The sequence below is a fragment of the Aureimonas sp. CAS genome, from assembly GCF_059838215.1.
In genome coordinates this window covers 981,044-1,006,528 of sequence record NZ_CM187563.1, presented here as the reverse complement: position 1 = coordinate 1,006,528, position 25,485 = coordinate 981,044, and the positions used below count along the sequence as shown (strand labels likewise).

Below are 25,485 nucleotides of genomic sequence, written 5' to 3'. Positions count from 1 at the left end.
GAACTCTTTTTCAGAATGAGCCGGGGACGGTTTTTCAGAATGACGAGAGAGCCCCTTGCGCAAACCCATATGGCTCAGTAGGTAGGCGCGCATCGGGGCCTCGTGGCGGAGTGGTTACGCAGAGGACTGCAAATCCTTGCACGCCGGTTCGATTCCGGCCGAGGCCTCCATACCCCTTCCTCGACGCACCATTGCGCTGACGAGACCCGCGCGCCCGGCAAGGGCCCGGCTCGGACGAGGGAGATGTTCCACAATGCCGCGCCATAGACCCGTTCTCCTCGCGATCCTCGATGGCTGGGGATGGCGCGAGGACCCTGCCGACAATGCCGTCGCGCAGGGGCGCACGCCGAATTTCGACCGGCTGATGCGCGATTTCCCGCACGCCTTCCTGACCGCGCACGGAGCCGCGGTCGGCCTGCCGGACGGGCAGATGGGCAATTCGGAGGTCGGGCACCTGAACATCGGCGCCGGGCGGATCGTCATGCAGGATCTGCCCCGGATCGGCCGGGCGGCCGCCAGCGGCGAGCTGGAGGCCCGCGTGAAGGACAGCGGCCTTCTCGACGCGTTGAAATCCTCCGGCGGCGCCTGTCACATCATGGGCCTCATGTCGCCGGGCGGGGTCCACGCGCATCAGGACCACGCGCTGGCGCTGGCGAGAATCGTCACCGCCGCCGGGATCGAGGTGAGGCTGCACGCCTTCACCGACGGGCGGGACTGCGCGCCGGACGCCGCCCGCCGCGACCTCGCCCGTCTCGAAGCCGCCCTGCCGCAAGGCGCCCGCATCGCGACGGTCTGCGGCCGCTTCTACGCCATGGACCGCGACCATCGCTGGGAGCGCGTCTCGCGCGCCTACGATCTGATCGTCTCGGGCGAAGGCGCGCGCTTCGAAAGCGTCGATGCCGCACTTCAAGCCGCAGCGGACGCGGGAACGACCGACGAGTTCGTCGAGCCGGCCGCGATCGGCGACTATTCGGGCGCCCGGGACGGCGACGCCCTCCTCGTCACCAATTATCGCTCGGACCGCATCCGGGAGATCCTCGACGCGCTTCTGGAACCGGAGTTTTCCGGCTTTGAGCGCCAGCGGACCGTCCGCTTCGAAACGGCGGTCGGCATGGTCGCCTATTCGGAGCCGCTGAGCGCCCGCATGAAGCGGCTGTTCGAGCCGCAGAGCCTGTCGGACGGGCTGGGAGAGACGCTGTCGCGCGCGGGGCTGAAGCAGATCCACCTCGCCGAGACCGAGAAGTACCCGCACGTCACCTATTTCCTGAACGGCGGCGTGGAGCATCGCTGGCCGGGCGAGGAATGGGTGACGGTGCCCTCGCCCAAGGTCGCGACCTACGACCTGCAGCCGCAGATGTCGGCGCCCGAACTGGGCGCGAAGGTGCGCGCGGCGATCGAGAGCGAGACCTTCGACGCCGTCATCGTCAACTTCGCCAATCCGGACATGGTCGGCCACACCGGGAGCCTGGCCGCCGCCATCGCGGCCGTGGAGGCGGTGGACCGTGAGCTCGGGCCGGTCGTCGACGCCGTGCTCGCGCGCGGCGGAGCGGCGATCGTCACCGCCGACCACGGCAATTGCGAGATGATGAAGGACTCCGCGACGGGCGGACCGCATACCGCCCACACGTTGAATCCTGTACCGATCGTGGTTGCGGCCAGCGACGCCGCGTCGGTCGAGGACGGCATCCTCGCCGACATCGCCCCGACCTTCCTCGCGCTGGCCGGCGTGGATCAGCCCGCCGCGATGACGGGACGCTCGCTCGTGCGGTTCCGATAGAGCAGGCCACCGCCCCGCCGAACGGAACGGCGGTCGCTTTTCTATTTCCGAATCAGGGATTTGCCGGTCGATCCCATCCGGGATCGGCCGGCTCCGCTTCTCAAGGGAAGAGGATCTTGACGACGAGCAGGGCGGCCGCGCCGAACAGCGCGAAGCCCGCGGCATTCACGATCAGCGTCACGACGGTTTCGACACGCACCTGATGCTCTCCCCTGGATCGACACCTGCGAACATAGCGCCCGGAGGTTGAGATTCGATGTCGAAGATACGGTCGTTTCTCCTCTCCGGATGATGCGCGGGGAACAAGAGAAGCGAAAGCGATTTTTCCAACAGGCCGGATGCTGTAGACCCTTACCGGTGACCCCTCATCGCCCATCGCAGCGAGGTTGACGCATCTCCTCCTTCGCCATCCTCGCAAGCACGGCGCCGGACGCACAGGCAGCGGCCCGGCGGCTCGAAGAGCTCTACGGCCGGACCGACCCGGAGGCGGCGGAGAGGATCGTCGCCCTCGGCGGCGACGGCTTCATGCTCCACGTGCTCCACCGCTTCATGAACAGCGGCAAGGCGATCTACGGCATGAACCGGGGAACCGTCGGGTTCCTGATGAACGAGTACCGGGAGGAGGATCTGGAGGGCCGGCTCGACCGGGCGACGCGCACCGCCGTCCATCCGCTGACCATGGACGCGGTGGACGCCGAAGGGGTTCACCACACCGCGCTCGCGATCAACGAGGTCGCCCTCTTCCGCCAGTCCTATCAGGTGGCGCGGCTGCGCATTTCGGTCGACGGCCGCACGCGGCTGGAGGAACTGGCCTGCGACGGCGTGATGGTGGCGACGCCCACGGGCTCAACCGCCTACAATCTCTCCGCCCAGGGCCCGATCATTCCGATCGACGCGCCGCTCCTGGCGCTGACGCCGGTCAGCCCGTTCCGGCCGCGTCGCTGGCGCGGCGCGCTCCTCTCCGACCGCCAGTCGGTGGATTTCGAGGTGCTGGAGCCGGAGAAGCGCCCCGTCAACGCGGTGGCGGACCATCAGGAGATCAAGTCGGTGCGCCGGGTCTCGGTGCGCCGGGCGGGCGACGCCGAAGGGCTGCTCCTCTTCGACCCCGACCATTCCTGGGACGACCGGATCCTGGCCGAGCAGTTCCGCTACTAGATTCGCCCTCTCAAGCCGCCAGGCGCGCGGGCCGCGCCGCGTCGCGCACCGCGTCCGCCGAAAGGCGGGCCAGAAGGTCCGGCAGCGGATCGGCGGCGGGAATGTCGCCGGCGCGCACCTGTCGCGCCAGCCTGTCCAGGATCGCGATCCGCGCCTCGCCGTCCATCGCCTCACCGGCCCGCGCGTGATCGCGCCACAGGCGGATGGCCGAGAGAAGCAGCGGGCGCAGCTCGTGCGGGAGCCGCGCCGCCGCACAAAGCGCCGAGAAGGCCGGCTCCCTGGCGTCGACGAGGATCGCCCGCACCCGCGCGAAGCCGAGACCGCTCAGGCTGGACAGCGCGGCGGCGAAGAACTCGATGCGTCCCGCGCAGGCCGCCCGCGCCAGAAGGGCGGGCGTGACCTCGCCCTCGGCGCGCAGATGGCGCAGGAACTCGTCCACCGCCGCCCCGTCGAGATTCTCGGCGATGATCGAGACGCCGTTCTCGCAGGCCTGCGACGCGATGCGGCGGGCCGCCCCCTCGCCGAGGACCCCGCGCACCAGATCCATGCCGGCCAGAACGTCGCTCGTGCGCAGGAGAAGCTGTCGCCGCACGTCGGCCGGCAGCGTCGGGCGTCGCAGCATGAGGTCGCGCACGCAAGGATCGTCAGCGCCGAAGCGCCCGTAGAGCGCCCGTAGCGTCGAGGCGGTGATCTGCGCCTCGCGGTTGGAAAGAAGCTCCAGAACCACGACCCGCTCGCCGCAGGTCGCCAGCGCGGCCGCGAGCGACGCGCAGACGCGATCGCGGCGGGCGAGCGCGCAGCGCAGGCGCGGCGAGCCGGACAAAGCGAGTTCGACGAGGTCTTCATCGCCAAGGACAGCCGTCGCGGAGACGAGCGGCACGGCGATGGAATCGATGTCCTGACACAGGAGAAGGACGAGCCGGCGCGGCGCGTTCCGCGCCCGCACGAGACGCTCGGCGATGATCGCGCGAACGGTCGGCGACGGATCCGTGGCGAGGATCAGAAGGGCCTCGAGGCAGAAGCGGTGCTCGTGGCACGCCTCGGGCGCGCCGAGAAGCGTCTCGACGAGGAGCCCCGCGGCCTCGCGGCGTTCGCTCGCCTTCGCCACGGCGCACCACTGATGAAACTCGCCGACCATCCGCGCCCCGCCTCGATCCTTCTGGCCGCGACTATTCCCCGATCATGCTTAACGAAGCGTTCACCATGATCGGGAGAGGCAAGGTTTTAGGCGTCGGATGCGTCCGGCTGGCGCGGGCGCCGCATCTCGAAGAGCTCGCTCGAGACGGAATAGTCGAGATAGCCGAGGCGGGAGACCGGCGGCGCGGCGGCCATGTCGAAGCGCCCGTCCTTGATGAAGGCATCGTCGATATGAACGCCGACGACCTCGCCGACGACGACCACCCAGCCCGACTCCCGTCCCTCCAGCCCCTTCGGGTGGAACCAGTCGGAGACGCGGCACTCCAGCGCGGCCGGCGCCTGCGCCACGCGCGGTGCGGAGACGAGCCGCGAGGGCGCCTCGTCCACGCCGGAGAAGGCGAATTCGGACGCGCCGCGCGGGGCGTCGGCCGAGGAGCGGTTCATCGCGGCCGCGAGATCCCGTGAGACGAAGTTCGCGACGAACTCGCCGCTCTCGATCGCGAAGGCGGCGGAGTCCTTCACCGAGGAGGAGGAGAACATCACCAGCATGGGGTCGGTGGAGATGGCGTTGAAGAAGGAGTAGGGCGCGAGATTCACCGCGCCGTCCTTCGAACGGGTGGAGATCCATCCGATCGGGCGCGGCGAGACGATCGCCTTGAAGGGATCGTGCGCGAGCCCGTGCCTGTTGCCTGCCGCTTCGTAGAACATGATGGATCGATCTTTCTCGTTCGAGCTTGAAGTTCAGCGGGCGGGCGCGGCGTGCGTGACGACGTCTGCCAGAGCCGGGCGCGGCCGCTCGACCGGGGGCTCGGAGGGCGTGCCGACATAGATGAAGCCGGCGACCTTCTCCTCCGGCGCGATGCCGAGCGCGGCCTTCGCCTCCTCGTCATAGGTCACCCATTCGGTGATCCAGTTGGTGGCGAAGCCTTCCGCGTAGCAGGCGTGGATGAGGTTCATCGTCACCGCGCCGACCGACAGATGCTGCTCCCATTCCGGGATCTTGAAGTGCGGGCGGGCGGTCGAGACGACGGCGACGACGAGCGGGGCGCGCGTGAAGCGATCTTCCTCGAAACGCCGCCGGGCCTCGCTGAGCGGACCTTCCTTCGCCTCCGCGATCTCGGCCATGCGAAGGCCCAGATCGCGCGCCGCCTCGTCGCGGATGACGATGAAGCGCCAGGGGGCGAGCTTGCCGTGGTCCGGCACGCGCACGGTCATGGTGAGGATGCGGTCGAGCTGCTCGGGGGTCGGCCCCGGTTCGTTCAGGGCCGGGATCGCGATCGAGCGCCGCGTGGCGAGATGGTCTTTGAGATCGGTCATGGGTGGGCCTTCGACATGGCGTGCTGAGGCACAGCTACGGTCCCCTCGCCCCGATGCCAAGCACCTCCTGGTCGCGGCGCACGCGCTTCGCCTTGAAATCGTCGCCGAAATGCGGTCCAAGCCTTCCCTCTACGAATGCGGATTGCGGGGGACAGAGACGGGGTGCGCGCGCTCAACGACCTTGCCGCCGTCGCCCTTCTCGCGGCCTTCGTCGCGGCTCTGCCGCACGGCGCCTCGGCGCAGTCGGCCGCGACCACGCGCAGCGCAGGCCCGGCCGGAGAGGATGGGCCGCCCGCCGGCTACGCCTCGCCCTCGGCCATTCCCGAGCCCCCGACCGACGAACGCTTCGGCATTCCGCGCCAGGGGCGCATCACGATCGACCCGATCGCCCTGCCGGACGGCGTCGGCCGCCTGCTGGAGCCGGACGCGGTCCTGCCCTCTATCCCAGCCTTCGCCCCGCAGATGCTGCCGAACCCGACGGTGGTGCGGCCGGAGCACGCGCTCGTCCTCACCGCCCAGCTGGAGGACGGCACGAAGATTCCGGACGGGCTGGTCTGGCGGCTCTTCGACCCGACCCTCAACCGCGAGGGACAGATGCAGCTGATCGGCGTGGTGCGCGGCGGCGAGGCGACGTTCGACGTGCCGGCCGGCTCCTATCTTCTGCATGTCGGCTACGGGCGAGCCGGCATCGCCAAGCGCATCGAGTTCTCCGGGCTGCGCACCACCGAGACGGTGACGCTGGAGGCGGGCGGCCTTCGCCTCAGCGCCTCGGCCGCCAACGGCGAAGGGCCGATCCGCTCGGACCGGCTGACCTTCGACGTCTACAGCCAGGAAACGCCCGAGAGCGAACGGCGGCTCGTCGCCTCCAAGGTCCCCTCCGACGTCGTCCTGCGCCTCAACGCCGGCACCTATCACGTCGTCTCCTCCTACGGCTCCGCCAACAAGGTCGCGGCGGACGTGCGCGTGGAAGCGGGACGCATCACCGGGGCGAGCTTCCAGCACCACGCGGCCGAACTGACCATGAAGCTCGTCCGCGAGGCCGGCGGCGAGGCGATCGCCGACACGGCCTGGTCCATCGCCTCCTCGCAGGGCGACATCATTCCCGCCAGCACCGGCCCTTATTCGACCATCGTCCTGCCCGAAGGCGACTATGTCGTCATCGCCCGGAACCGCGACCGGACCTATCAGCGCGAACTCACCGTGCGTGCCGGGCAGAACGCCGAGATCGAACTTGAGGTCAGCGAGGCGGTCGTGCCGGACGGCCCCATGCCGGACGGCGCGATCCTCGGCTCCGGCGACTGAACCCCGAAAAGACGAAAGGCCCGGACACCGAGGCGGTGTCCGGGCCTTTGTCTGGTTCAAGAACCGCGAAGGCTCACGCCTGCGCGGCGCGGGCGCGCTTGAGATCCGGCGGAACGGCCTCGTCGGCGAGCGCCGAGACGGCCTCGGACAGGCTCATCGACTGCTGGTCCCGCGAGCCGAAGCGGCGGATGTTGACGGTGCGCTCCTCCGCCTCGCGCTTGCCGCAGACGAGGATGACCGGAACCTTGGCCAGCGAGTGCTCGCGGACCTTGTAGTTGATCTTCTCGTTGCGAAGATCGGTCTCGACGTGGAGCCCCGCCGCGCGAAGCTCCTCCGCCACCTCCTGCGCATAGCCGTCCGCCTCAGTCGTGATCGTGGCGACGACGATCTGGAGCGGAGAGAGCCAGAGCGGGAAGTGGCCCGCGAAGTTCTCGATCAGGATGCCGAGGAAGCGCTCCATCGAGCCGCAGATGGCGCGGTGGATCATCACCGGCACCTTCTTCTCGCTCGTCTGGTCGATGTAGAAGGCGCCGAAGCGCTCGGGCAGGTTGAAATCGACTTGCGTCGTTCCGCACTGCCACTCGCGGCCGATCGCGTCCTTCAGCGTGTATTCGAACTTCGGACCGTAGAAGGCGCCCTCGCCCGGATTGATGCCGGTCTTGATGCGCCCGCCCGACTGCTCCTCGATCGTCTTCAGGACGCGCGTCATCACCTCTTCGGCGTGATCCCACAACTCGTCCGTGCCGACACGCTTCTCGGGACGCGTCGACAGCTTGACCATCACCTCCTCGAAGCCGAAGTCGCGATAGACCGACAGGATCAAATCGTTGATGCGCAGGCACTCGGCCGCCATCTGCTCCTCGGTGCAGAAGACGTGGGCGTCGTCCTGGGTGAAGCCGCGCACGCGCATCAGCCCGTGCATGGCGCCCGACGGCTCGTAGCGGTGCACGAGGCCGAACTCGGCATAGCGGATCGGCAGCTCGCGATAGGACTTCAGCCCGTGCTTGAAGATCATCACGTGGCCGGGGCAGTTCATCGGCTTGAGGGCGAAGACGCGCTTGTCGTCCGCCTCGTCGCCCGCCGATTCCACCTGGAACATGTTCTCGCGGTACCAGCCCCAGTGGCCGGACGTCTCCCACAGCGAGGTGTCGAGCACCTGAGGCGCGTTCACCTCGTCATAGGCGCCCGCCAGGCGCCGGCGCATGTAGGCGACGATCGACTGGAACATGCGCCAGCCATGGGCGTGCCAGAAGACCACGCCCGGCCCTTCCTCCTGGAAGTGGAAGAGGTCCATCTCGCGCCCGAGGCGGCGATGGTCGCGCTTCTCGGCCTCCTCCAGCATGTGGAGATAGGTCTGCAGCTGCTCGGCGCTCGCCCAGGCCGTGCCGTAGATGCGGCTGAGCATCGGGTTGTTCGAATCGCCGCGCCAGTAGGCGCCGGCCACCCGCATCAGCTTGAAGTGCTCGCCCACCTGCCCGGTGGAGGCCATGTGCGGGCCGCGGCAGAGGTCGAACCAGACGCCCTGGCTGTAGATCTTGACGTCGTCGCCTTCGGGAATCGCGTCCAGAAGCTCGACCTTGTAGGCCTCGCCCTTCTCCTCGAAGACGGTCCGCGCCTTCTCGCGGCTCCAGACCTCCTTCCTGAAGGGCGCATTGCGGCGGATGATCTCCGCCATCTTCTTCTCGATGACCGGCAGGTCGTCGGGCGTGAAGGGCGTCTCCTTGGCGAAGTCGTAGTAGAAGCCGTTCTCGATGACGGGGCCGATCGTCACCTGCGTGCCAGGCCACAGCTCCTGCACCGCCTCGGCCATCACATGCGCGGCGTCATGGCGGATGAGCTCCAGCGCGCGCGGGTCGTCGCGCGTCAGGATCTCCAGCCGCCCGCCCCGGCCGACGGGATCGGCGAGGTCGCGCACCTCGCCGTCGAGCGCATAGGCGACGGCCTTCTTGGCGAGCGACTTGGAGATACCCGCGGCGATCTCGGCGCCCGTGGCGCTCGGCTCGGACTGGCGGACGGAATCGTCGGGAAAGACGAGGTCGATCATCGAAAAATCCTTGTTCGCTCACTCCCGCCTACGAGCGCGGGAAAGCCTGATCGAAAATGCGCACATCAGTGTGCGAAGGGGACCGCCTCTTATGTCAGGACGGCGAGGCGGTGCAAGTCAGGCGGAGCAAGCCGGCGGGCGAGTCAGGCCGGCGGAACGGGATCGTGCCCGCCCTTGCCGAAGGGGCCGCAGCGCGCGACGCGCTTGGCCGCGAGCCACGAGCCCCTGAAGAGGCCGTGCAGCGCCACGGCCTCGTAGGCATATTCGGAACAGGTCGGAATGTGCCGGCAATGACCGCCGACGAGCGGCGAGAAGGTCAACTGGTAGAGGCGCACCAGCGCCGTCCCGAGCACACGGCCGGGCGTGCGCCGCCACGGGCTGGAATAGTTACGGCCGATCGGCATCGAGGTCCGCGAGCCATTGCCGGGCCTTGGCGGTCAAAGCGGGAGCGAGGTCTTCGAGGAGATAACGGTCCCTGGTCGTGCGCGCCATCAGATCGGCCTCAGGTCGGGACGGACGTGCTCAAGGAACCGGGAACCCGGCTTACCGGCCGGATACACATCGACCTTGCGGCCGAGGACGGATGACAAGGCATCCTCGATCCGGAAGATCTGATGAAAGGGGACGCCTTCCGGCAGATCGACGAGAATGTCGAAATCGCTTTCGGCATGGTCGTCGCCTCGGGCGACCGAGCCGAATATACGAGGATTGTCCGCGCCGTGTTCGCGGACGATCGATCGGATCCGCTCGCGATTGTCGTCCAGGATCTCCGACGGTCGCACGCTTCTCGCTCCTCTCCTCAGGCCGCCTTCTCGGCTCCGCCCTCGATCCGGTCGAGCGCGTCGACCACGGCGTCGAATGTGAGCATGGTGGAGGCGTGGCGCGCCTTGTAGTCGCGCACCGGTTCCAGGAACTTCAGGTCCGCGAAGCGCCCGGTCGGGGCCTCGCCGTTCTCCTTCAGCATCGCCAGCATCTGCGCGCGCACGGCCCGCAGCTCGTCCACGCTCGCGCCCACGACGTTCGCGGCCATGATCGAGGACGAGGCTTGCCCGAGCGCGCAGGCGCGGACCTCGTGCGCGAAGTCGGACACCACGCCGTCGCGCACCGAAAGGTCGATGGTCACGGTGGAGCCGCAGAGCTTGGAGTGCGCGGTCGCGCTCGCGTCCGGCGCGTCGAGCCGGCCGATCCGGGGAATGTTGCCGGCGAGCTCAATGATGCGGGCGTTGTAGACGTCGTCAATCATGGCGGCTTTGCTTTCAAATCCGGCGCGGGCGTCCTACACACCGGCCCGCCCCGTCCGTATATAGGCGGGCGATGGGGCGGCCGAAAGCGTGGGCACGGCCCTTTCCGGAAGGGCATGTCCCGAGAGGTTTCAGATGGACGCCACCGTCGCACGATTTCCCGACAAGACCGAAGAGCAGCGCCGCCCGACCCGCGCCGAGGCGGAGGCCGCGGTCGAGGTCCTTCTGCGCTGGATCGGAGAGGATCCCGACCGCGAAGGCCTGCGCGAGACGCCGGCGCGCGTCGTGCGGGCCTACGAGGAGATGTTCGCCGGCTATTCCGGTGACCCCGAAGCGCTGCTCGCGCGCACCTTCCGCGAGGTGTCCGGCTACAATCAGCTCGTGCTGGTGCGCGACATTCCCTTCTCCTCGCACTGCGAGCACCACATGGTGCCGGTGATCGGGAAGGCGCATGTCGCCTATCTCCCGGACGGGCACGTGGTCGGCCTCTCGAAGATCCCGCGCGTGGTCGATCTCTTCGCCAAGCGCCTGCAGACGCAGGAGGCGATGACGCAGGAGATCGCCGACGCGATCGATGCGGGCCTGAGCCCCAAGGGCGTCGCGATCCTCGTCGAGGCCGAGCATCTGTGCATGTCCATGCGCGGCGTGCACAAGCATGGGGCGCTGACTTCGACCATGGCCTTCACCGGCGTCTATGCCGACGATCCGGCGGAGCGCGACCGCTTCCTCGCCCTCGTTCGCAAGGGCTGAGAATGAGCGAGCGCTTCCCCGCCCCCCGGCGTCCAAGGCGGCGCTGGAGGAGGGCGAGACGCTGAGCCCGCGCTTCGACGCGGCCGGCCTCGTCACCGCCATCGTCACCGACGCCGCCTCGGGCGAGGTCATCATGCTCGCCCACATGAACGAGGAGGCGCTCGATCTGACGATCTCGACCGGCACGGCGCATTATTACAGCCGATCCCGCAAGGGTCTCTGGAAGAAGGGCGAGACCTCCGGCGCTCTGCAGAGCGTCGTCGAGATGCGGATCGACTGCGACCAGGACGCCGTCTGGCTGAAGGTCGAGGTCGCCAAGCCCGAAGACACGTGCCACACCGGCCGGCGCACCTGCTTCTATCGCCGGGTGGAAATGGGCGCCTCGCCACGGCTCGTCGTCGATCTTTAGGCTCCGTTCAGCGGGCACGCGCTATCGTCGCTTCCGGAGGGAACGATGACGATGCTCGACACGATCTTCCGGCGCAACGAACAGCCCCTCGAACGCCCCTCGGCGGAAGGGACCGGCGTCGCGGCGCCCAAGCGCACCGAAGGCATCGCCCTGGCGCTGGGCGGCGGGGCGGCGCGAGGCTGGGCGCATATCGGCGTCCTTCGCGCGCTGGAGGAGGCCGAGATTCCGGTCTCGATGGTGGCGGGCACCTCGATCGGCGCTCTCGTCGGCGGCTGCTATCTGGCGGGCCGGCTCGACGAGCTGGAGGAGTTCGCCCTCTCCCTCACCCGGCGCGGTCTCCTGCGCTTCCTCGACTTCTCCATCGGCGGCGCCGGCCTTCTGGGCGGCATGCGGCTGAACCGGCGGCTGGTCCATGCGCTGGAGGACACCCGTATCGAGAAGCTCGACCGGCGCTATGTGTGCGTCGCGACGGAGGCTCGAAACGGCCACGAGGTCTGGCTGGATTCGGGCTCGCTCGTTCTGGCGATGCGGGCCTCCTACGCCCTGCCCGGCGTCTTCATGCCCGTGCAGTGCGGAGGCAGGCGGCTGATCGACGGGGCGCTCGTCAATCCCGTCCCGGTCTCCGTGTGCCGCGCCTACGAGGAGCCCCTCGTCGTGGCGGTGAACCTCAACTACGACCTCTTCGGCCGGGCCGCCGTCCTGCGCATGCGCGCCAGCGAGACGGATGACGGCATCGGGACGGACGGGCGGTCCGACCCCGACGGCGCCGACGGCGAGCGCCGCGAGCGGGTCGGCATCGCGCGCTCCATGGTGGACGCCTTCAACATCATCCAGGACCGCACGTCCCGCTCGCGCCTGGCCGGCGACCCGCCGGATCTGTCGATCTATCCGCGCGTGCGGGAGATCGGGCTGTCGGAGTTCTTCCGGGCGCGCGAGGCGATCGATCTCGGCTATGACGAGACCCTTCGCCAGCTTCCGGAGATCGAACGCCTGCTCCAGAGCCTGAGATCCTGAACGTTCAGGCGGTGTGGATGTAGGACCGCATCTCCTCCGCCTCCTGGACGGCCTGCTCAAGCCGGTGTTTCACCGCGTCACCGATCGAGATGATGCCGACGAGGCGACCCTCGTCGCAGATCGGCAGATGGCGGAAGCGTCCCCGGGTCATCAGCCCCATCGCCTCGTCGAGGCTCATCGATTCGTGCCCCGTCACGATGTCGGCGGTCATGGTGTCGCCGACCGTGCGCTCCAGCGCGGCGGCGCCGAAGCGCACGACGAGCCGCACCACGTCGCGCTCGGAGAGAATGCCGAGGACGCTCTCGCCCTCACCCACGACGACCATGGCGCCGATCTTCTTTTCGCTCAGCCGCGCCGCTGCGTCCGCGATGGTCACGCCCGCCTCGACGGTCACGACCTCGCGTCCCTTCGCCTCCAGAATCTGCCTGACCGACATCGACCTCTCCCTGCCGCGTGGTTCGCTGAGGAAGGATGGTGCGTCAGGCGCGCGCGCCGGGCAAGAGGGTTCGGCGGGTCAGAGAACCGGTCCGCCCCGCCGGCGATCGAAGGCCGCGAAGGCCAGGAAGCCGAAGGCGAAGCCGCCGAGATGGGCCTCCCAGGCGATCTGCAGATCGGCTCCGAATGCGGAGCCGAGACCCGATCCGATCAGGATGTTGGTGGCGAAGAACACCGCGACGAAGAAGAGGATCGTGCGATTGGTCAGGCTTTCGACGATCCCGAGGCGGCGCGCATGGACCACGTCCCGCGAGGTGAAGCGGCCGACGGAGCCGAGGGCGAAGCGGGAGGCCCCGCCCATCACGGCGGAGACGACGCCGGAGGCACCGATCATCGGCGCCAGGAGATGAGGGTTCAGAACGTAGAAGAGCGCCGCGCCGGACGCGGCTCCGAGAAGGGAGAAGAGAAGGAAGCGCATCGTCCCGATCCGGCGTGCCACCGGCGTTCCGAAGGCGAGCAGCCAGAGCGCGTTGGCGCCCAGATGCGTCCAGTCCCCGTGCAGGAGCGCATGGCTGAACGGCGACCAGAGATCGGCGCCCTCGGCCCGGAACCCGCAGATGTCGACCGGCCCTTCGTAGCAGCCGGCAATGAAGGACAGATCGAGAAGCGTCTGCACGCCGGCCAGTTCGTCGAGGAACTGCGTCCGCACAACGTGGACGAGGACGAGCACGGCGAGCATCGCGAGGATCACGGCCGGCACGTTGAAGGCGGGCGGGTTGGTCGCCGGCCGGCGAACCGGCTCGGGCCATCTTTCGTCTCTGGATTCCATCGGCCCCGCCAACCCGTTCGCGCTGCCATGTAAGGCTCGCCACGAAAAGCGCCAGCGGTCGGACGACCTCGCTCCACGGATCGTTAACGTTCCCCGCTTACCGTTTGTCCACGCTCACCGACCGCAACGACCCCGGCCCATGCAGACACAGGCGCACCATCAGGCACCCGCTCCGCGTGAAGAGATGCGCTTCTCGCGCGTGGAGATCGACGTGCTCGGCCGCTTCATGCTGGAGGACTACGCCGAATATCCGTGCCGGGTGGAGCGGATGTCGCCGGGCGACCTCGCGGTGACGACGCCAGTCGTCCCGCAGCTCGGCGAGCGCGTCATCCTCTATATCGACCATCTCGGCCGCATCGAGGGCAATGTCGAGCAGATCCTGCCCGGCGGCTTCGCCTCCTCCATCAAGGCGTCGGACCGCAAGCGCGAGAAGCTCGCCGCGCAGCTCACCTGGCTCGCCAACCGCCGCGAACTGAACCTGCCGGAAGACCGGCGGCACGAGCGCGTCACCCCGCGCGACCCGTCCGTCGAGATCGTCGTACCGGACGGCCGCCGCTACAAGGGCCGCATCATCGACCTGTCGCTGTCGGGCGCGGCGCTCTCCAGCGAAGTGAAGCCCGCGATCGGAACGCGGGTCCAGATGGGCTCCACCGCCGGGCGGGTCGTGCGCCACCTGGAAGACGGGATCGCGGTCGAATTCGTCCACGTCCAGGACGCCGACACGCTGGAAAAGCGTCTCCGCTGATCGCCCCTCGCGCGCCCGACGCAAGAAAAGCGCAGAAAAATTTCGAAGATTTTTCGCAGCGGACCGGCCGCTGCGGCCTCGCCGTTAACCGGTTTTTGGCGCGGCGTTAACCTGTGTGGCGAGGGTTCGACTCCGGCCGGGAATCCCATGGACCGGACGTGGTTAACCGACGAGGCGTCGGACGGCGCGCTCGCGTTAAGACTTGGCGCACCGCCTTCGGGGACAGCGCCTTCCCGTTGGAAACGATCGTAAATTCGCGCTCCGCCATGGTAAACGAACGGTTGAGGCGACCGGGACAATCGTTCGCATTCGCGCACGCTCGCCGCAAGGATGAAGCCTGAACGACCGGTCCCGAATTCGATGCAAATTGCGACGTCGAACTTGGAGCGGGCGTAAAACGAGGCCGGCATTGTGATCCCAAGCGAAGGGATCAACGGCCATGAGCAGCTTCTTCCAGACCTGTGCGATCATCGGTGCCAGCCTGACCGGACTGGCCTTCGGCGCATCCTCGGCACAGGCCGCCATGACCGTCCAGGGCCCGACCTCGCAGCCGATCGGCCACTACGAGTTCTGCAAGACCTACTCCGAGCAGTGCACCCGCAACGCCTCGGTCGGCATCGCCCGGCTCTCGGAGGCGAACTGGCACATGATCGTCGAGATCAACTCGGCGGTGAACGAGGCGATCTTCCCGCGCACCGACATGGAGATGCACGGCGTGCCCGAGCTCTGGTCCTATCCGACGACGGAAGGCGACTGCGAGGACTACGCGCTGCTCAAGCAGTACATGCTGGAGAAGGAAGGCTTCCCGCGCTCCGCCCTGCTCATCACCGTCGTGCGTCAGCCGAACGGCGAGGGCCATGCGGTCCTGACCGTGCGCACGGACGGCGGCGACTTCATTCTCGACAATCTCGACGACCGCGTCCTGAACTGGCGCGACACGCCCTATCGCTACCTCAAGCGCCAGTCCGAGGCCCATGCGGGCCAGTGGCTCGGCATCTCCGACGACCGCGACATGATGCTGGTCGGCAGCGTGCGCTGACGTCTCCCGGCGGGCCCGAAAAGGGTCGGCCAAGGCCGGAAACGAGGAAGGGGCGGATGGCCGGTGGCCCCGCCCCTTCCTTCTTTGATCAAGCCGAGGCTTCGGCTCTATTCGAGGTCGATGTCGAGGATCGTCATCGTGAAGTGGTAGGACAGCTCGCCCTCGTCGGTGTCCTTGGAAATCAGACCCGCGAACTCGCCGCCGAGAAAGACCTCCGCCGTGTCGCTCTTGCGCGGCATCGCGCGCACTTCCACGTCCGAGCCCTTCATCACGCGTTTCAGATAGGCCTCGACCTTGCGGATCTCGTCGCCCTTCACGAGACTCTCCTTTCCGTTTCGTCGGCGCCGTAGCTAGGACGAACCGACGCAAAGGGGAAGGCCGGAAGCGACATCGCGTCGCCGATCAGTCCTCGAAGGCGTGATCCATGGCCCGCGCCGGCTCCTCGCAGCCCGAGGTTCCGACGATCTTCGCCGGAATGCCCGCGACCGTCGAATTGGCCGGAACCTCCTTGAGCACGACCGAGCCGGAGGCAATGCGCGAGCAGCGGCCGACATGGATGTTGCCGAGCACCTTCGCGCCGGCGCCGATCAGGACGCCGTCGCCGATCTTCGGATGTCGGTCCCCGAACTCCTTGCCCGTGCCGCCGAGCGTCACGTCCTGCAGGATGGAGACGTTGTTGCCGATCTTCGCGGTGAAGCCGACGACGAGACCGGTCGCGTGGTCGAGGAAGATGCCCCGGCCCATATGCGATGCGGGATGGATGTCGGTCTGGAAGACGGACGAGGACTGCGACTGAAGATAGAGTGCGAAGTCGTGGCGCCCGGCCTCCCACAGCCAATGCGCCAGACGGTGCGTCTGGATGGCGTGAAAGCCCTTGAAGTAGAGGAGCGGCTCCAGGAAGCGCTCGCAGGCCGGGTCGCGGTCGAAGACCGCCTGCAGATCGGTGCGCAGGATGTCCGCCCATTCGGGGAAGTCGAGGCGCATCTGCGCGAAGGCCTGTTCGATGGCCGCCGCCGGCAGGTCGGTGTGGTCGAGGCGCTTGGCGACGCGCTGCGAGACCGCCTCTTCCAGGCTCGAATGATTGAGGACGCTGGAGTGCAGGAAGCCGCCGAGCAGCGGTTCGCTCTCGACGGCCGCGCTCGCCTCCTCCCGCACCTTGGCCCAGATCGGGTCGCAGCTTTCCACCCGCTCGGAAGAGGGTCGCTCGGAGCCGGATCGGTGCAGGGTGGTCATCGTCATCGTCTCGGACCTTGGAAGCGTTCGAACCCTCTACATAGGCCGTCGAGGCTGAACGCGAAAGCGGACGGTTCAGCCGGCCTTCAATCCGGCCTCCTGCGACAGGAACCGCAGCACCTCGGCCTTGAAGGTCCGGTCGCCGACGGCGAGCATGTGGTCGCGCCCCTCGATCGCGAAGGCGCGGCCGTTCGGGAAGAGCTTCGCCAGATCCTCCGGCGCCCCGCCGATCTCGTCCTTCGTGCCGACGCCGACGAGAACGGGCATCGCGATCCGCGCCACCTCCTCTTCGGTCAGTTCCTTGCGCGAGGTCTGGATGCAGGCGGCCAGCGCATGGCGATCGGAGCGCGTGCGGTCGGCGAAGGCGCGGAACATGCGCCCCTGCGGATGCGACACGTCGTCCAGCGAGGGCGCCAGAAGCGCCTCGGCGACCGGGTCCCAGTCCCCGACGCCGCGCACGAGCCCGATGCCGAGCCCGCCGAGGACGAGCGCCGTCACCCGATCCGGATGGGCGAGCGCCGCGAAGGCGCTGACCCGCGCGCCCATGGAATAGCCGAAGAACACGGCCTCCTCGACGCCGGCATGGTCGAGCAGCGCCAGCGCGTCGCCCGCCATGGCTTCCGGCGTGTAGAGCGCGGCGTCGTGCGGCTTGTCGGAGGCCCCGTGGCCGCGATGGTCGAAGGCGAGGACGCGGTAGCCCGCGCCGGTCAGCGTCGAGACCCAGCCCGGATCCACCCAGTTCACGAGCATCGAGGAGGCGAAACCGTGGACGAGCAGGATGGCGGGCCCGTCCCGCGGCCCCTCGTCGCGGTAGGCCAGCGAGAGGCCCTCATGGGTGAAATGGTCCGTCATGCCGTTCCTCGATCGTCCGGGTCGCCGCGTCGTTCGGCAGGGGAAGTAGCCCGCGATGGGCGTTGCGACCACCTGTTCTTTTCGCCGTTCTTGACCTAGAAGCTCCACGCGATCGGCGAGAGATTCAAGGAGCCCGCGCATGGCCGGCCATTCGACCCCTCATTTCCAGAACGACGCCGGCCACGCCGTGATCGAGATCGGGGTGACGGAGTTCATGTGCGTCGGGGCCAATCCGCCCTTCGATCACCCGCACGTCTTCCTCGACATGGGCGACGACGGCGAGAAGGTCTGCGGCTACTGCTCGACGCTCTACAAGTTCAATCCGGCGCTCGGCCGCGAGGAGACGCTGCCCGCCGGCTGCGTCTTCCACGACAAGGCCGCCTGAGGCGCAGACCATTCCGGACGCGCAAGCCACGGCCCGACCGGTCGCCATCGTCGGGGCCGGCATCGCCGGCCTGACGGCCGCCCTTGCGCTGGCGAAGGCCGGCATCCCCGTGCGGGTTCTGGAGCGCGCGCCGCGCATCGAGCCGGTCGGCGCCGGCATCCAGCTATCGGCCAACGCCCTTCGCGTGCTCGACAGGCTGGGCCTCCTTCCGGCGCTCGCGCCGCGCGGCGTCGAGGCCGGTTCGGTGATCCTGCGCAGCGCCCGCAACGGGCGCGTGCTGGCGACGGTGCCGGTCTCGGCCTCCGACGGGATCGGCTATCTCGCCGTCCACCGCGCCGACCTCCAGGACTGCCTCCTTTCGGCGGCGGAGCGCGAGCCGCTGATCGACATCGCACTGGCGACGACGCTGGAGCGTTTCACCGCAACCCCCGACGGCGTCGAACTCGCGGTGCGCGAGGCGTCCGGCGAGCTGCGGACGGAAACCGCCCCGATCCTGATCGGCGCCGACGGCGTCCGCTCGGCGGTCGCGGCCCATCTCGGCCTGCCGGCCCCCACCGATACCGGCCTCGTCGCCGCGCGCTTCGTCGCGCCGAACGTTTCGGGGGCGGACCGGATCGAAGCCTGGCTCGGCCCCAAGCGCCACGCGGTCGCCTATTCGATGAGCGGCGGCCGTTCGGTCAACATCGTCCTGATCGCGCCGGGCAAGGCCCCCGTCCTGCCGGGCTTCGAGCGATGGGACCCTCGACTGCGGACACATCTGGAGAAGGCCGAGCCCGTCGGCGCCTGGCCGCTCCTCGTCACCGAGCCCGAACGTCGGCTGGACCAAAGCGAGCGGGTCTGCCTGATCGGCGACGCCGCCCACGCCATGCTGCCCTTCGCCGCGCAGGGCGCAGCCATGGCGATCGAGGACGGCTTCGTCCTCGCACGTCATCTCACCGGCGGGATCGCGAGGGAGGATGTCTCCGGCGCGCTTTCGCGCTTCCAGTCGGCCCGCGAGGCCCGGCTGGCGCGCGTTCGCTCGCGCGTCGCCTTCCACCGCTTCGTCTACCATCTGCCCTTCCCGCTCAGCCTCGGACGGGATGCGGCGATGGCGATGCGCTCGCCCGAGAAGCTGCGCGCCGACCTCGCCTGGCTCTACGATTGGAGCCCGGACGAGCAGGCCGGCAACTGAACGCCGCCGCGCGACGCCCCTTTGACCGCCGCATTTGCCGCCTAGTTAGAAGCCGACCGAAAGGGCCTGACGGCCCCACCGATACGCCGCGCCGCGAGAGCGGGCGGTCGAGCCGGCTCGGATCTGCAAGGGACAGATTTAGAAGGTCGAGACATGTCGAAGATCGCCCGTTCGGGCCAATTCTTGTCCGTCGCCGCGCTTGCCGCGTCGACGGCGCTGAGCGTTCCGCTCTCCGCCTATGCGCAGGACACCGCGAAAATTCGCGTCGCGCAGGCGAGCCCGGAGCTGATTCCGCCGCCCGAAGGCGGAGCCGCCGTGCCCGCGCCGGAGGAGACTGAGCCCGCGCCGGACGCCGCCGAGGGCGATCCCGCCGAGCTGCCCGCCGACGAGGGAACGCAGAGCGACGTTCCGCCGGAGCCCGAGCCGGCACCTGCACCCGAGCCTGAGCCTGCACCCGAGCCGGAGCCCGAGCCCGCACCGGAACCGGAGCCTGAGCCGGCCCCGGAGCCCGAGGCGCCTGCGGCCGAAGAGCCGGCGCCCGTCGAGGAAGCTCCTGCCGAGGAGCCCGCGGCCGAAGAGGCTCCTGCGGAGGAGCCTGCGGCCGAAGAGGCTCCTGCGGAAGAGCCTGCGGTCGAGGAACCCGCGGCCGAAGAGCCGGTAGCCGAGGAGCCCGCAGCGGACGAACCCGCCGCGGAGGAACCGGCAGCCGAAGAGGCCCCGGCTGAAGAGCCTGCCGCCGAGGAACCGGCTGCGGAAGCCCCTGCGGAAGAAGCCCCTGCCGAGGAGCCTGCCGCCGAGACGCCGGTCGAGGAGGCTCCCGCCGACGAAGCCCCGTCGGAAGCGCCCGCCGATCCTGCCGAAGGCCCTGCGCCGGCCGCCGGCGAAGGCGTCGCCGTGCCCGATCCCGACCCGAGCGCGCCCGAGGATGCGCCCGAACTGCCGGCCGAGGCAGAGACCCTGCCCGCCCCTGCCGAGGCTCCCGCCGAGACGCTGGAAGCCCCGGTCGAGGGTGCGCCGGTCGACGGCCAGCCTACGGAGGCTCCTGCCGAAATCCAGTCGCTGGTCGCGCCCGAGGAACCGGTCGAGGCCCCTCAGCCGGTCGCCGAAGACATCCAGCTGCGCGCCGTCGAGCCCGGCAACATCGCCGCGAGCGACGCGCAGGTGCAGAACATCCAGCAGAACATCACGATCAACTCGGTGACCAACATCGAGGGCAACATCATCGAGCAGGCCCCTGCCCCGGTGCTGCCGCCCCAGGTGGAGGTCGTCGAGCGCGTCGGCAACCGCGACATCCTGACCTTCGCCGGTGCGGCGCTGGCGGGGGCCGTGGCCGGCGCGGCGACCAGCTACTTCATCCGCTCCAACGACACCGAGCGCCTGCGTGTGGCGTCCGAGGAGTTCTACGTGGAGGAGCTGCCGCGCGGTCTCTCGCGCGAGACCATCGTGCGCGACAACGGCGTGCAGGTCGTGACGATCTACAACCGCTACGGCGACGTCGTGCAGCGCTCGCGCATCCTGCCGGACGGCCGCGAGGTGGTGCTGTTCTACGATCCGGTGCTGGAGGAGGCCGAGCCCGTCTACTACTACGACGTCGGCGCCACCCTGCCGCCGCTGCAGCTCACGATCCCGCGCGAGCGCTACATCGTGGACGTCTACGAACCGGACGAGCGCCTCTACTACGAGACGATCGTCGCCCCGCCAGTGGAGACCGTGGAGCGCATCTACTCGGTCGACGAAGTGCGTCGTTCGGAGCGCATCCGCGACAAGGTCCGCCGCATCGACCTCAACACGATCACCTTCGCCACCGGCTCGGCGGAGATCGAGCGCGCACAGCTCGTCAATCTGGAAGCGCTCGCCAACGCGATCAGCCAGGTGATCGACGAGAACCCGGACGAGACCTTCCTTCTGGAAGGCCACACGGACGCGGTCGGCTCCAACGCGATGAACCTCGCTCTGTCCGACCGGCGCGCCGAGGCCGTCGCGATCGCTCTGACCGAGTATTACGACATCCCGCCGGAGAACCTCGTCACGCAGGGTTACGGCGAGGAGTTCCTGAAGATCGACACGCAGGAGGCCAACCGTGAGAACCGCCGCGTCACGCTGCGGCGCATCACGCCGCTGGTCCGCCCGATCGTGACGGCACAGGCCAACTAGGGCATCGGCCCGAAAGTCGAACTCGATTTTCGGAAAGCCTGATGCTCAAACTCTCAGAGGTCCTTGACCCGGAAGAACGAAGGGCCGGCGGTGCGAACCGCCGGCCCTTTCTGTTTGGGAGAGGTCGGCCTGGCGGCCGGTTCCGCGAAGGATCTGAATGTTTCCCGGCTCCCGCTCGCCCGCCACGACAGCTCCCCGGTGGCCGCGCTCTCGGAGCCAAGTTCGGCGGGACGCTCGCCGGAAGGGTGCGGCCGCCTCGGCCGTCGTACCCTTCCGGATCCCTACTCCTTGGAGTCCTCCGGCACCGTGCTGCGGTCAGAGGACAGGAAGTTGCCGAAGGTGGAGAGCCCCTCGACATAGTTCGACAGGATCTTCACGCCGACCATGATGGGAACGGCGAGGAACATGCCGATCACGCCCCAGATCCAGCCCCAGAAGGCGACGGACAGGAAGATGGCGGCCGCGTTCATCTCCAGCCGCCGCCCGACGACCGTCGGGGTGATCAGCTGCCCTTCGATCGAGTTGATGACGAAGTACAGGAGCACCGGAACGAGCGCCTGTCCGAGCGTTCCGAACTCGGCGAGCGCGATGATCCCGACGATCGCGATGCCGATGATCGCGCCGATATAGGGGATGAAGTTCAGGAGGAAGGCGAGCGCGCCGAAGACGGCGGGCGATGGCATTCCGATCCACCAGAGCATCGTTCCCACCGCCGTCCCGAGGCAGGCGTTGATGATCGTGATGGTGAAGAGGTAGCGCGACAGCTCCCGCTCGATCTCGTGCGCGACGGAAAGCGCGCGCTTCTTGTCCGAGAAGGTCGGCATCGCCTCGATGAGCTTCTGGTGGAACAGGCTCCCGGAGGACAACAGGAAGAACAGGAAGACCAGCGAGAAGACGATGGAGGCCAGAAGCTGCGGGGCGGTCGTGGCGGCGTTGTCGATGAGGCTCGGGCTGCGCACGACCACCTCCTGCATGTCCTGCTCGGTGGCGGCCGGAACCGGGGTGTCCGCGACCACGCCGCTCGACTCCACCCGTTCGCCGACGCTCTGCAACCGGGAGAGGCGCGAGCGCACGGCCGAAAGCTGCTCCTCCACCGCGTCGACATATTGCGGGGCGTTCATGACGATGCGCGTGAGCGGACCGCTCATCATGTAGAAGGACATGGTGAGGGTGAAGACGAGGCCGACGACCAGCGCGGCGGCCGTCAGCGGCTCCCAGATGCGCAGGCGCCGGCGCGCGAACCGCACCACCGGCGACAGCACCAGGGCGAAGAGGAATGCGAAGACCACCGGCAGGGTGAAGCTGGCGGTGAGATAGAGCGCGCCGCCCAGAAGGATGAGGAAGATCCCGATGACGGCCCAACGCGGGCCGACCTGCAGCGTCTGCCGGTTGACCAGGCCGATATTGGGCGCGACGACGGTCGTCCCCTCCGCCGCCTCGTCGATGTCCTTCTTCGACAATGCCTGTTCCCCGACGCAAACCCACCACGCGCAACGACGCGGCCGAACCGTTCGTTCCTCGCTCTTTCGTGAGGCGTCCACATGCGTTCGCCGAGCCCGCCGGAGCGTCGCCGACCCGGCTCGGGAGGAGGCTCGACGCGACGCCGGATACGAAATGAAGTTGGAACCTTGCGACTCCTCACGGGTTGCCCTGCCAACCTCGAACACGGGAGTACCCCATGAGAAACCTTCTTCTCGCAACCATGCTGACCTCGGTCGCCTTCGCCGGTGCGGCGCACGCCCAGACGGACCCCGCCGCGGCTCCTGCCACGACGGCGCCCGCGACGACGGAGCCCGCGACCGAGGGCGCGATGGCGACCGACGGCGCCATGACCGGTGCCATGGCCAACGAGGGCGGCTTCATCACCTACCAGGAAGGCAGCCAGATGCTCGCCTCCGGCCTGATGGGCGCGGATGTGCGCGGCGCCGACGGCGAAAGCATCGGCTCGGTCGACGATCTGCTGCTCGACACGGACGGCCAGATCCAGGCGGTCATCGTCGGCATCGGCGGCTTCCTCGGCGTCGGTCAGCGTGACGTCGCCATCGCCAACGATCAGCTGGAGTTCGTGATGGCGCAGGACGCCGCCGCGGCGGACGGCGCGATGGCCCCGGCCGGCACGGCGACCACGGGCACCGCGACGACGGGCACGGCCGCGACCGACACGACCGCTGCCGGCACCTCGCCGGCGACGGGTGCCACGGGCGGCACCATGGCTCCGGCCGAGCCGGCGACCGGCACGGGCATGGCGGCCGGCACGGGCGCCGATGCGAATGCGCGCATGGAGAACGACGGCTGGGGCTGGTCGGGCGCCGGTATCGACCACATCATGGTCAACTACACGCGCGAGCAGCTCGAGAACGCGCCGGAGTTCGAATCGGCCGAGTAATCGAGGCCGATCGCAGGATCGTTTCGGAAAAGGGGGCTTTCGGGCCCCCTTTTTCATGAGCGCTCCCTCGTTCCCGGCCGACCCTTGCCGGTCCGGCTCTACAGCATCGGCCCGAAGATCGGGATCGATCTTCGGACAGCTTGATGCGCAGGTTCGAAGAGACAAAGCGGCCTTTGCGCGTCCGATCGGACGGACGGCGCTCTGGGGCCGGCCCCTTGTCGCCTCCAGCCTGACATTTACGTGTTCACCCGGTGGTGTTGGTGGCAGCTTCGACGGTCATCCAACCCCGTCCATCGATCGATCTTCCGCCGGCGATCTCGCGGGCGCTCAAACGCAGGCCCTTACATGACATTCGGCAACCGCCCGGGACGCAGCCGACGGCTGGCATCGGAAGGCCTCTACGTCTTTCTCGGAACGGCGGTGGCCAGCATCGCGACGATGACGCTCGTCTCGGCCGCCAACCGCCGGGAATGGGCCGAACTGGAGCGCGCTCGGCGCCGCTCGGTCGGCGACGCCTCGCGCGCGCCGGGCGATGCGGCGGCGAAGGGCGAGGCGGCAGCCGCCCCCGAGGCGCCCTCCTCCGCCTCGCCGGTCGGCCATGCGGCGGACGGCCCTTCTCAGATGCCCCCGCGCGGCTGGAAGGAAATCCTCCTGCGCACCTACCAGGAGTTCAGCGACGACCGGCTGATGCTCGTCTCCGCCGGCCTTACCTTCTACGTTCTTCTGGCGATTTTTCCCGCCCTGTCCGCGCTCGTCTCGATCTACGGTCTCTTCGCCGATCCGGCGACGGTTGCCGAGCATCTGGACGCCCTGAGCGGGATCGTTCCGGCCGGCGGCATGGAAATCCTGTCCGAGACGCTGGGGCGTCTGGTCAGCCAGGAAACGTCGACGCTCGGCTTCGGCCTGTTCATCGGCCTCGGCGTCGCCCTCTGGAGCGCCAATTCGGGGATGAAGTCCTTCTTCGACGCGTTGAACATCGTCTACGAGGAGGAGGAGAAGCGCAGCTTCGTTCATCTGACGCTGGTGACGCTCGGCTTCACCCTGGCGGTCATCCTCTTCCTGATCCTGGCGCTCGGCGTGGTGATCGCCCTGCCCGTCGTGTTGCGCTTCCTGCAGCTCGGGCCGCTGGAGGACTGGCTGCTGCTTCTGCGCTGGCCGGCCCTTCTGGTCGTCGTCTCGGTCGGCATCTCCATCATCTTCCGCTACGGGCCGAGCCGCGAGCGGGCCCGCTGGCGCTGGGTGACGTGGGGCTCGGCCCTGGCGGCCGTCCTGTGGGTTCTCGTCTCCCTTCTCTTCTCCTGGTACACGGAGAACTTCGGCAGCTACGACGAGACCTACGGATCGCTCGGCGCGGCGGTCGGCTTCATGACGTGGATCTGGGTGTCCTCGATGGTGATGCTGCTCGGCGCCGAACTGAACGCCGAGCTCGAACACCAGACCGCCGTCGACACGACGACGCCGCCGGAGCGCCCGAGCGGTCGGCGCGGCGCGCAGATGGCCGACGAGGTCGCTTAGAGCGCCGTGCGTTCGAACGGACGCAACAAAGGTCGCTCTAACTCTTTGAATCGACGCATCAGGCGCGCGAGCGCGACCCGGATGGGTGCGCCGCAGCATCGATCGGCGGTTGCATCGCGGGCGCGCCGTAGTACCATCCCCGGTGCGGAGGAGGTCGCTCGTTCGCGGGAGGAACTGGAATCGCGGCCTTCGGCCTGTCTTCGCGCCACGGAGCGCGGGCGCTCGAAGCCGAGCCCTCGCCAAGGGAGGTCGCGATGTCCATGTTGTCCGACGTTTTCTCCAATGCCGGCCCGATGTTCTACGCCTCCGTCGCGATCGCGACGCTGCTGGCGATCTTCGGCGGCGACTGACGCGAGGCTCTCTCGCCGACCTTCGTCTTGGACGCCGAGGGGCCCGGCGTTTCGTGCGATCGAGGGCCGTCGTCGAGGCTGGGAGGAACAGGGCGCGTGTCCCGGCCGGCTCTGCGAGGCGGCTCGTCGTCCCTGCCCCCTGACCGGCGATCGCATCCGTCGGTGGCCGCGACCCGTTCGCCGGCTTTCGCTGCGCCGCGACAATCGGCGAAGCGACGCTAGATCGCCTTCTGCGGAGCGTTTCG

The 25,485-nt window shown here is 68.6% G+C and carries 26 protein-coding genes and 1 tRNA gene; 14 read left to right on the top strand and 13 right to left on the bottom strand.

Annotated elements, in window-relative coordinates; genetic code table 11:
* Nucleotides 1-96 precede the first annotated feature (96 nt).
* The 3 genes from AC6R2M_RS04815 (at nucleotide 97) to AC6R2M_RS04805 (ending at nucleotide 2,932) form a co-directional block, all read left to right on the top strand.
* Nucleotides 97-170: transfer RNA gene (locus AC6R2M_RS04815), tRNA-Cys, on the top strand.
* An 83-nt stretch (nucleotides 171-253) separates the two neighbouring features.
* Nucleotides 254-1,777, top strand: coding sequence for a 2,3-bisphosphoglycerate-independent phosphoglycerate mutase (gene gpmI / locus AC6R2M_RS04810; RefSeq protein ID WP_500486009.1), 1,524 nt, complete (start codon nucleotides 254-256; stop codon nucleotides 1,775-1,777).
* A 393-nt stretch (nucleotides 1,778-2,170) separates the two neighbouring features.
* Nucleotides 2,171-2,932: an NAD kinase gene (locus AC6R2M_RS04805; protein ID WP_500487498.1), complete on the top strand. Its 762-nt coding sequence runs from the start codon at nucleotides 2,171-2,173 to the stop codon at nucleotides 2,930-2,932.
* 10 nt (nucleotides 2,933-2,942) lie between these two features.
* Here AC6R2M_RS04805 and AC6R2M_RS04800 read toward each other — a convergent pair whose 3' ends face one another.
* The 3 genes from AC6R2M_RS04800 to AC6R2M_RS04790 form a co-directional block, all read right to left on the bottom strand.
* Nucleotides 2,943-4,070 carry a DUF2336 domain-containing protein gene (locus AC6R2M_RS04800; RefSeq protein ID WP_500486007.1) on the bottom strand — a complete coding sequence of 376 codons (1,128 nt, stop codon included), beginning with the start codon at nucleotides 4,068-4,070 and terminating at the stop codon, nucleotides 2,943-2,945.
* An 86-nt stretch (nucleotides 4,071-4,156) separates the two neighbouring features.
* Nucleotides 4,157-4,777, bottom strand: a complete 621-nt coding sequence (locus AC6R2M_RS04795) for a flavin reductase family protein (RefSeq protein WP_500486005.1) — start codon at nucleotides 4,775-4,777, stop codon at nucleotides 4,157-4,159.
* Between the two features lie 33 nt (nucleotides 4,778-4,810).
* A complete protein-coding gene (locus AC6R2M_RS04790; protein ID WP_500486002.1) occupies nucleotides 4,811-5,386 on the bottom strand; it encodes a nitroreductase family protein in 576 nt (191 codons plus the stop codon).
* Between the two features lie 162 nt (nucleotides 5,387-5,548).
* On the opposite strand from AC6R2M_RS04790, the gene AC6R2M_RS04785 reads away from it, so the two are divergent.
* Nucleotides 5,549-6,688 carry an RgsD C-terminal domain-containing protein gene (locus AC6R2M_RS04785; protein ID WP_500486000.1) on the top strand — a complete coding sequence of 380 codons (1,140 nt, stop codon included), beginning with the start codon at nucleotides 5,549-5,551 and terminating at the stop codon, nucleotides 6,686-6,688.
* A gap of 73 nt (nucleotides 6,689-6,761) precedes the next feature.
* On the opposite strand, the gene thrS is transcribed toward AC6R2M_RS04785, so the two are convergent.
* The 4 genes from thrS to AC6R2M_RS04765 all read right to left on the bottom strand — a co-directional run bounded on the left by thrS (nucleotide 6,762) and on the right by AC6R2M_RS04765 (nucleotide 9,975).
* A complete protein-coding gene (gene thrS, locus AC6R2M_RS04780; RefSeq protein WP_500485998.1) occupies nucleotides 6,762-8,732 on the bottom strand; it encodes a threonine--tRNA ligase in 1,971 nt (656 codons plus the stop codon).
* A gap of 143 nt (nucleotides 8,733-8,875) precedes the next feature.
* Nucleotides 8,876-9,136, bottom strand: a complete 261-nt coding sequence (yidD, locus tag AC6R2M_RS04775) for a membrane protein insertion efficiency factor YidD (protein WP_500485996.1) — start codon at nucleotides 9,134-9,136, stop codon at nucleotides 8,876-8,878.
* A gap of 87 nt (nucleotides 9,137-9,223) precedes the next feature.
* Nucleotides 9,224-9,514 (bottom strand): nucleotidyltransferase family protein, encoded by a 291-nt coding sequence (locus AC6R2M_RS04770; protein ID WP_500485994.1) that lies wholly within the window; start codon nucleotides 9,512-9,514, stop codon nucleotides 9,224-9,226.
* A 17-nt stretch (nucleotides 9,515-9,531) separates the two neighbouring features.
* Nucleotides 9,532-9,975: an iron-sulfur cluster assembly scaffold protein gene (locus AC6R2M_RS04765; protein WP_500485992.1), complete on the bottom strand. Its 444-nt coding sequence runs from the start codon at nucleotides 9,973-9,975 to the stop codon at nucleotides 9,532-9,534.
* A gap of 133 nt (nucleotides 9,976-10,108) precedes the next feature.
* Between AC6R2M_RS04765 and folE the strand changes: the two genes are divergently transcribed.
* The 3 genes from folE to AC6R2M_RS04750 are packed head-to-tail and all read left to right on the top strand — an operon-like array spanning nucleotide 10,109 to nucleotide 12,146.
* The gene (gene folE, locus AC6R2M_RS04760) at nucleotides 10,109-10,723 is read left to right on the top strand and encodes a GTP cyclohydrolase I FolE (RefSeq protein ID WP_500485990.1); all 615 of its coding nucleotides are present in this window, start codon (nucleotides 10,109-10,111) and stop codon (nucleotides 10,721-10,723) included.
* On the top strand, nucleotides 10,668-11,132 hold the full coding sequence (gene hisI, locus AC6R2M_RS04755) for a phosphoribosyl-AMP cyclohydrolase (protein WP_500485988.1): 465 nt from the start codon (nucleotides 10,668-10,670) through the stop codon (nucleotides 11,130-11,132). The genes folE and hisI overlap by 56 nt, the downstream gene beginning before the upstream one ends.
* A gap of 51 nt (nucleotides 11,133-11,183) precedes the next feature.
* Nucleotides 11,184-12,146 (top strand): patatin-like phospholipase family protein, encoded by a 963-nt coding sequence (locus AC6R2M_RS04750; protein WP_500485986.1) that lies wholly within the window; start codon nucleotides 11,184-11,186, stop codon nucleotides 12,144-12,146.
* A 4-nt stretch (nucleotides 12,147-12,150) separates the two neighbouring features.
* Here AC6R2M_RS04750 and AC6R2M_RS04745 read toward each other — a convergent pair whose 3' ends face one another.
* On the bottom strand, nucleotides 12,151-12,582 hold the full coding sequence (locus tag AC6R2M_RS04745; protein WP_500485984.1) for a CBS domain-containing protein: 432 nt from the start codon (nucleotides 12,580-12,582) through the stop codon (nucleotides 12,151-12,153).
* A 78-nt stretch (nucleotides 12,583-12,660) separates the two neighbouring features.
* Entirely contained in the window at nucleotides 12,661-13,410 is a 750-nt protein-coding gene (locus tag AC6R2M_RS04740; protein WP_500485982.1) for a rhomboid family intramembrane serine protease, read from the bottom strand.
* A gap of 139 nt (nucleotides 13,411-13,549) precedes the next feature.
* Here AC6R2M_RS04740 and AC6R2M_RS04735 point away from each other — a divergent pair, with 139 nt between their 5' ends.
* Nucleotides 13,550-14,155, top strand: a complete 606-nt coding sequence (locus AC6R2M_RS04735; protein ID WP_500485980.1) for a PilZ domain-containing protein — start codon at nucleotides 13,550-13,552, stop codon at nucleotides 14,153-14,155.
* Between the two features lie 439 nt (nucleotides 14,156-14,594).
* Complete coding sequence (locus tag AC6R2M_RS04730; protein WP_500485978.1) at nucleotides 14,595-15,194, top strand: transglutaminase-like cysteine peptidase; 600 nt, start codon at nucleotides 14,595-14,597, stop codon at nucleotides 15,192-15,194.
* Between the two features lie 107 nt (nucleotides 15,195-15,301).
* Here the strand turns inward: AC6R2M_RS04730 and AC6R2M_RS04725 are convergent, their stop codons facing one another.
* The 3 genes from AC6R2M_RS04725 to AC6R2M_RS04715 all read right to left on the bottom strand — a co-directional run bounded on the left by AC6R2M_RS04725 (nucleotide 15,302) and on the right by AC6R2M_RS04715 (nucleotide 17,279).
* The gene (locus AC6R2M_RS04725; RefSeq protein WP_500485976.1) at nucleotides 15,302-15,511 is read right to left on the bottom strand and encodes a DUF3126 family protein; all 210 of its coding nucleotides are present in this window, start codon (nucleotides 15,509-15,511) and stop codon (nucleotides 15,302-15,304) included.
* Between the two features lie 85 nt (nucleotides 15,512-15,596).
* Nucleotides 15,597-16,427 carry a serine O-acetyltransferase gene (gene cysE, locus AC6R2M_RS04720; RefSeq protein WP_500487496.1) on the bottom strand — a complete coding sequence of 277 codons (831 nt, stop codon included), beginning with the start codon at nucleotides 16,425-16,427 and terminating at the stop codon, nucleotides 15,597-15,599.
* 75 nt (nucleotides 16,428-16,502) lie between these two features.
* Nucleotides 16,503-17,279, bottom strand: a complete 777-nt coding sequence (locus AC6R2M_RS04715; protein ID WP_500485974.1) for an alpha/beta fold hydrolase — start codon at nucleotides 17,277-17,279, stop codon at nucleotides 16,503-16,505.
* 139 nt (nucleotides 17,280-17,418) lie between these two features.
* Between AC6R2M_RS04715 and AC6R2M_RS04710 the strand changes: the two genes are divergently transcribed.
* The 3 genes from AC6R2M_RS04710 (at nucleotide 17,419) to AC6R2M_RS04700 (ending at nucleotide 20,989) form a co-directional block, all read left to right on the top strand.
* Nucleotides 17,419-17,664, top strand: coding sequence for a zinc-finger domain-containing protein (locus tag AC6R2M_RS04710; protein WP_500485972.1), 246 nt, complete (start codon nucleotides 17,419-17,421; stop codon nucleotides 17,662-17,664).
* A complete protein-coding gene (locus tag AC6R2M_RS04705) occupies nucleotides 17,600-18,835 on the top strand; it encodes an FAD-dependent oxidoreductase (RefSeq protein WP_500487494.1) in 1,236 nt (411 codons plus the stop codon). Before AC6R2M_RS04710 ends, AC6R2M_RS04705 begins: the two co-directional genes overlap by 65 nt.
* A gap of 153 nt (nucleotides 18,836-18,988) precedes the next feature.
* Nucleotides 18,989-20,989, top strand: coding sequence for an OmpA family protein (locus tag AC6R2M_RS04700; protein ID WP_500485970.1), 2,001 nt, complete (start codon nucleotides 18,989-18,991; stop codon nucleotides 20,987-20,989).
* Nucleotides 20,990-21,270: 281 nt separating this feature from the next.
* Here AC6R2M_RS04700 and AC6R2M_RS04695 read toward each other — a convergent pair whose 3' ends face one another.
* Complete coding sequence (locus tag AC6R2M_RS04695) at nucleotides 21,271-22,449, bottom strand: AI-2E family transporter (RefSeq protein WP_500485968.1); 1,179 nt, start codon at nucleotides 22,447-22,449, stop codon at nucleotides 21,271-21,273.
* Nucleotides 22,450-22,667: 218 nt separating this feature from the next.
* On the opposite strand from AC6R2M_RS04695, the gene AC6R2M_RS04690 reads away from it, so the two are divergent.
* Together AC6R2M_RS04690 and AC6R2M_RS04685 are read left to right on the top strand one after the other, a co-directional pair.
* Nucleotides 22,668-23,375, top strand: coding sequence for a PRC-barrel domain-containing protein (locus tag AC6R2M_RS04690; RefSeq protein WP_500485966.1), 708 nt, complete (start codon nucleotides 22,668-22,670; stop codon nucleotides 23,373-23,375).
* A 345-nt stretch (nucleotides 23,376-23,720) separates the two neighbouring features.
* A complete protein-coding gene (locus AC6R2M_RS04685) occupies nucleotides 23,721-24,890 on the top strand; it encodes a YihY/virulence factor BrkB family protein (RefSeq protein WP_500485964.1) in 1,170 nt (389 codons plus the stop codon).
* The last annotated feature ends 595 nt before the right edge of the window (nucleotides 24,891-25,485 follow it).

Excerpts from the sequence above, each read along its gene's own strand:
- AC6R2M_RS04800 (WP_500486007.1), bottom strand. The coding sequence starts at position 4,070 with ATGGTCGGCGAGTTTCATCAGTGGTGCGCCGTGGCGAAGGCGAGCGAA.
- AC6R2M_RS04790 (WP_500486002.1), bottom strand. The coding sequence starts at position 5,386 with ATGACCGATCTCAAAGACCATCTCGCCACGCGGCGCTCGATCGCGATC.
- AC6R2M_RS04795 (WP_500486005.1), bottom strand. The coding sequence starts at position 4,777 with ATGTTCTACGAAGCGGCAGGCAACAGGCACGGGCTCGCGCACGATCCC.
- cysE (WP_500487496.1), bottom strand. The coding sequence starts at position 16,427 with ATGACCACCCTGCACCGATCCGGCTCCGAGCGACCCTCTTCCGAGCGG.
- AC6R2M_RS04710 (WP_500485972.1), top strand. The coding sequence starts at position 17,419 with ATGGCCGGCCATTCGACCCCTCATTTCCAGAACGACGCCGGCCACGCC.
- hisI (WP_500485988.1), top strand. The coding sequence starts at position 10,668 with ATGCCGACGATCCGGCGGAGCGCGACCGCTTCCTCGCCCTCGTTCGCA.
- AC6R2M_RS04735 (WP_500485980.1), top strand. The coding sequence starts at position 13,550 with ATGCAGACACAGGCGCACCATCAGGCACCCGCTCCGCGTGAAGAGATG.
- AC6R2M_RS04765 (WP_500485992.1), bottom strand. The coding sequence starts at position 9,975 with ATGATTGACGACGTCTACAACGCCCGCATCATTGAGCTCGCCGGCAAC.
- folE (WP_500485990.1), top strand. The coding sequence starts at position 10,109 with ATGGACGCCACCGTCGCACGATTTCCCGACAAGACCGAAGAGCAGCGC.
- AC6R2M_RS04750 (WP_500485986.1), top strand. The coding sequence starts at position 11,184 with ATGCTCGACACGATCTTCCGGCGCAACGAACAGCCCCTCGAACGCCCC.
- AC6R2M_RS04745 (WP_500485984.1), bottom strand. The coding sequence starts at position 12,582 with ATGTCGGTCAGGCAGATTCTGGAGGCGAAGGGACGCGAGGTCGTGACC.
- AC6R2M_RS04715 (WP_500485974.1), bottom strand. The coding sequence starts at position 17,279 with ATGACGGACCATTTCACCCATGAGGGCCTCTCGCTGGCCTACCGCGAC.
- AC6R2M_RS04740 (WP_500485982.1), bottom strand. The coding sequence starts at position 13,410 with ATGGAATCCAGAGACGAAAGATGGCCCGAGCCGGTTCGCCGGCCGGCG.
- yidD (WP_500485996.1), bottom strand. The coding sequence starts at position 9,136 with ATGCCGATCGGCCGTAACTATTCCAGCCCGTGGCGGCGCACGCCCGGC.
- gpmI (WP_500486009.1), top strand. The coding sequence starts at position 254 with ATGCCGCGCCATAGACCCGTTCTCCTCGCGATCCTCGATGGCTGGGGA.
- AC6R2M_RS04685 (WP_500485964.1), top strand. The coding sequence starts at position 23,721 with ATGACATTCGGCAACCGCCCGGGACGCAGCCGACGGCTGGCATCGGAA.
- AC6R2M_RS04700 (WP_500485970.1), top strand. The coding sequence starts at position 18,989 with ATGTCGAAGATCGCCCGTTCGGGCCAATTCTTGTCCGTCGCCGCGCTT.
- thrS (WP_500485998.1), bottom strand. The coding sequence starts at position 8,732 with ATGATCGACCTCGTCTTTCCCGACGATTCCGTCCGCCAGTCCGAGCCG.
- AC6R2M_RS04730 (WP_500485978.1), top strand. The coding sequence starts at position 14,595 with ATGAGCAGCTTCTTCCAGACCTGTGCGATCATCGGTGCCAGCCTGACC.
- AC6R2M_RS04690 (WP_500485966.1), top strand. The coding sequence starts at position 22,668 with ATGAGAAACCTTCTTCTCGCAACCATGCTGACCTCGGTCGCCTTCGCC.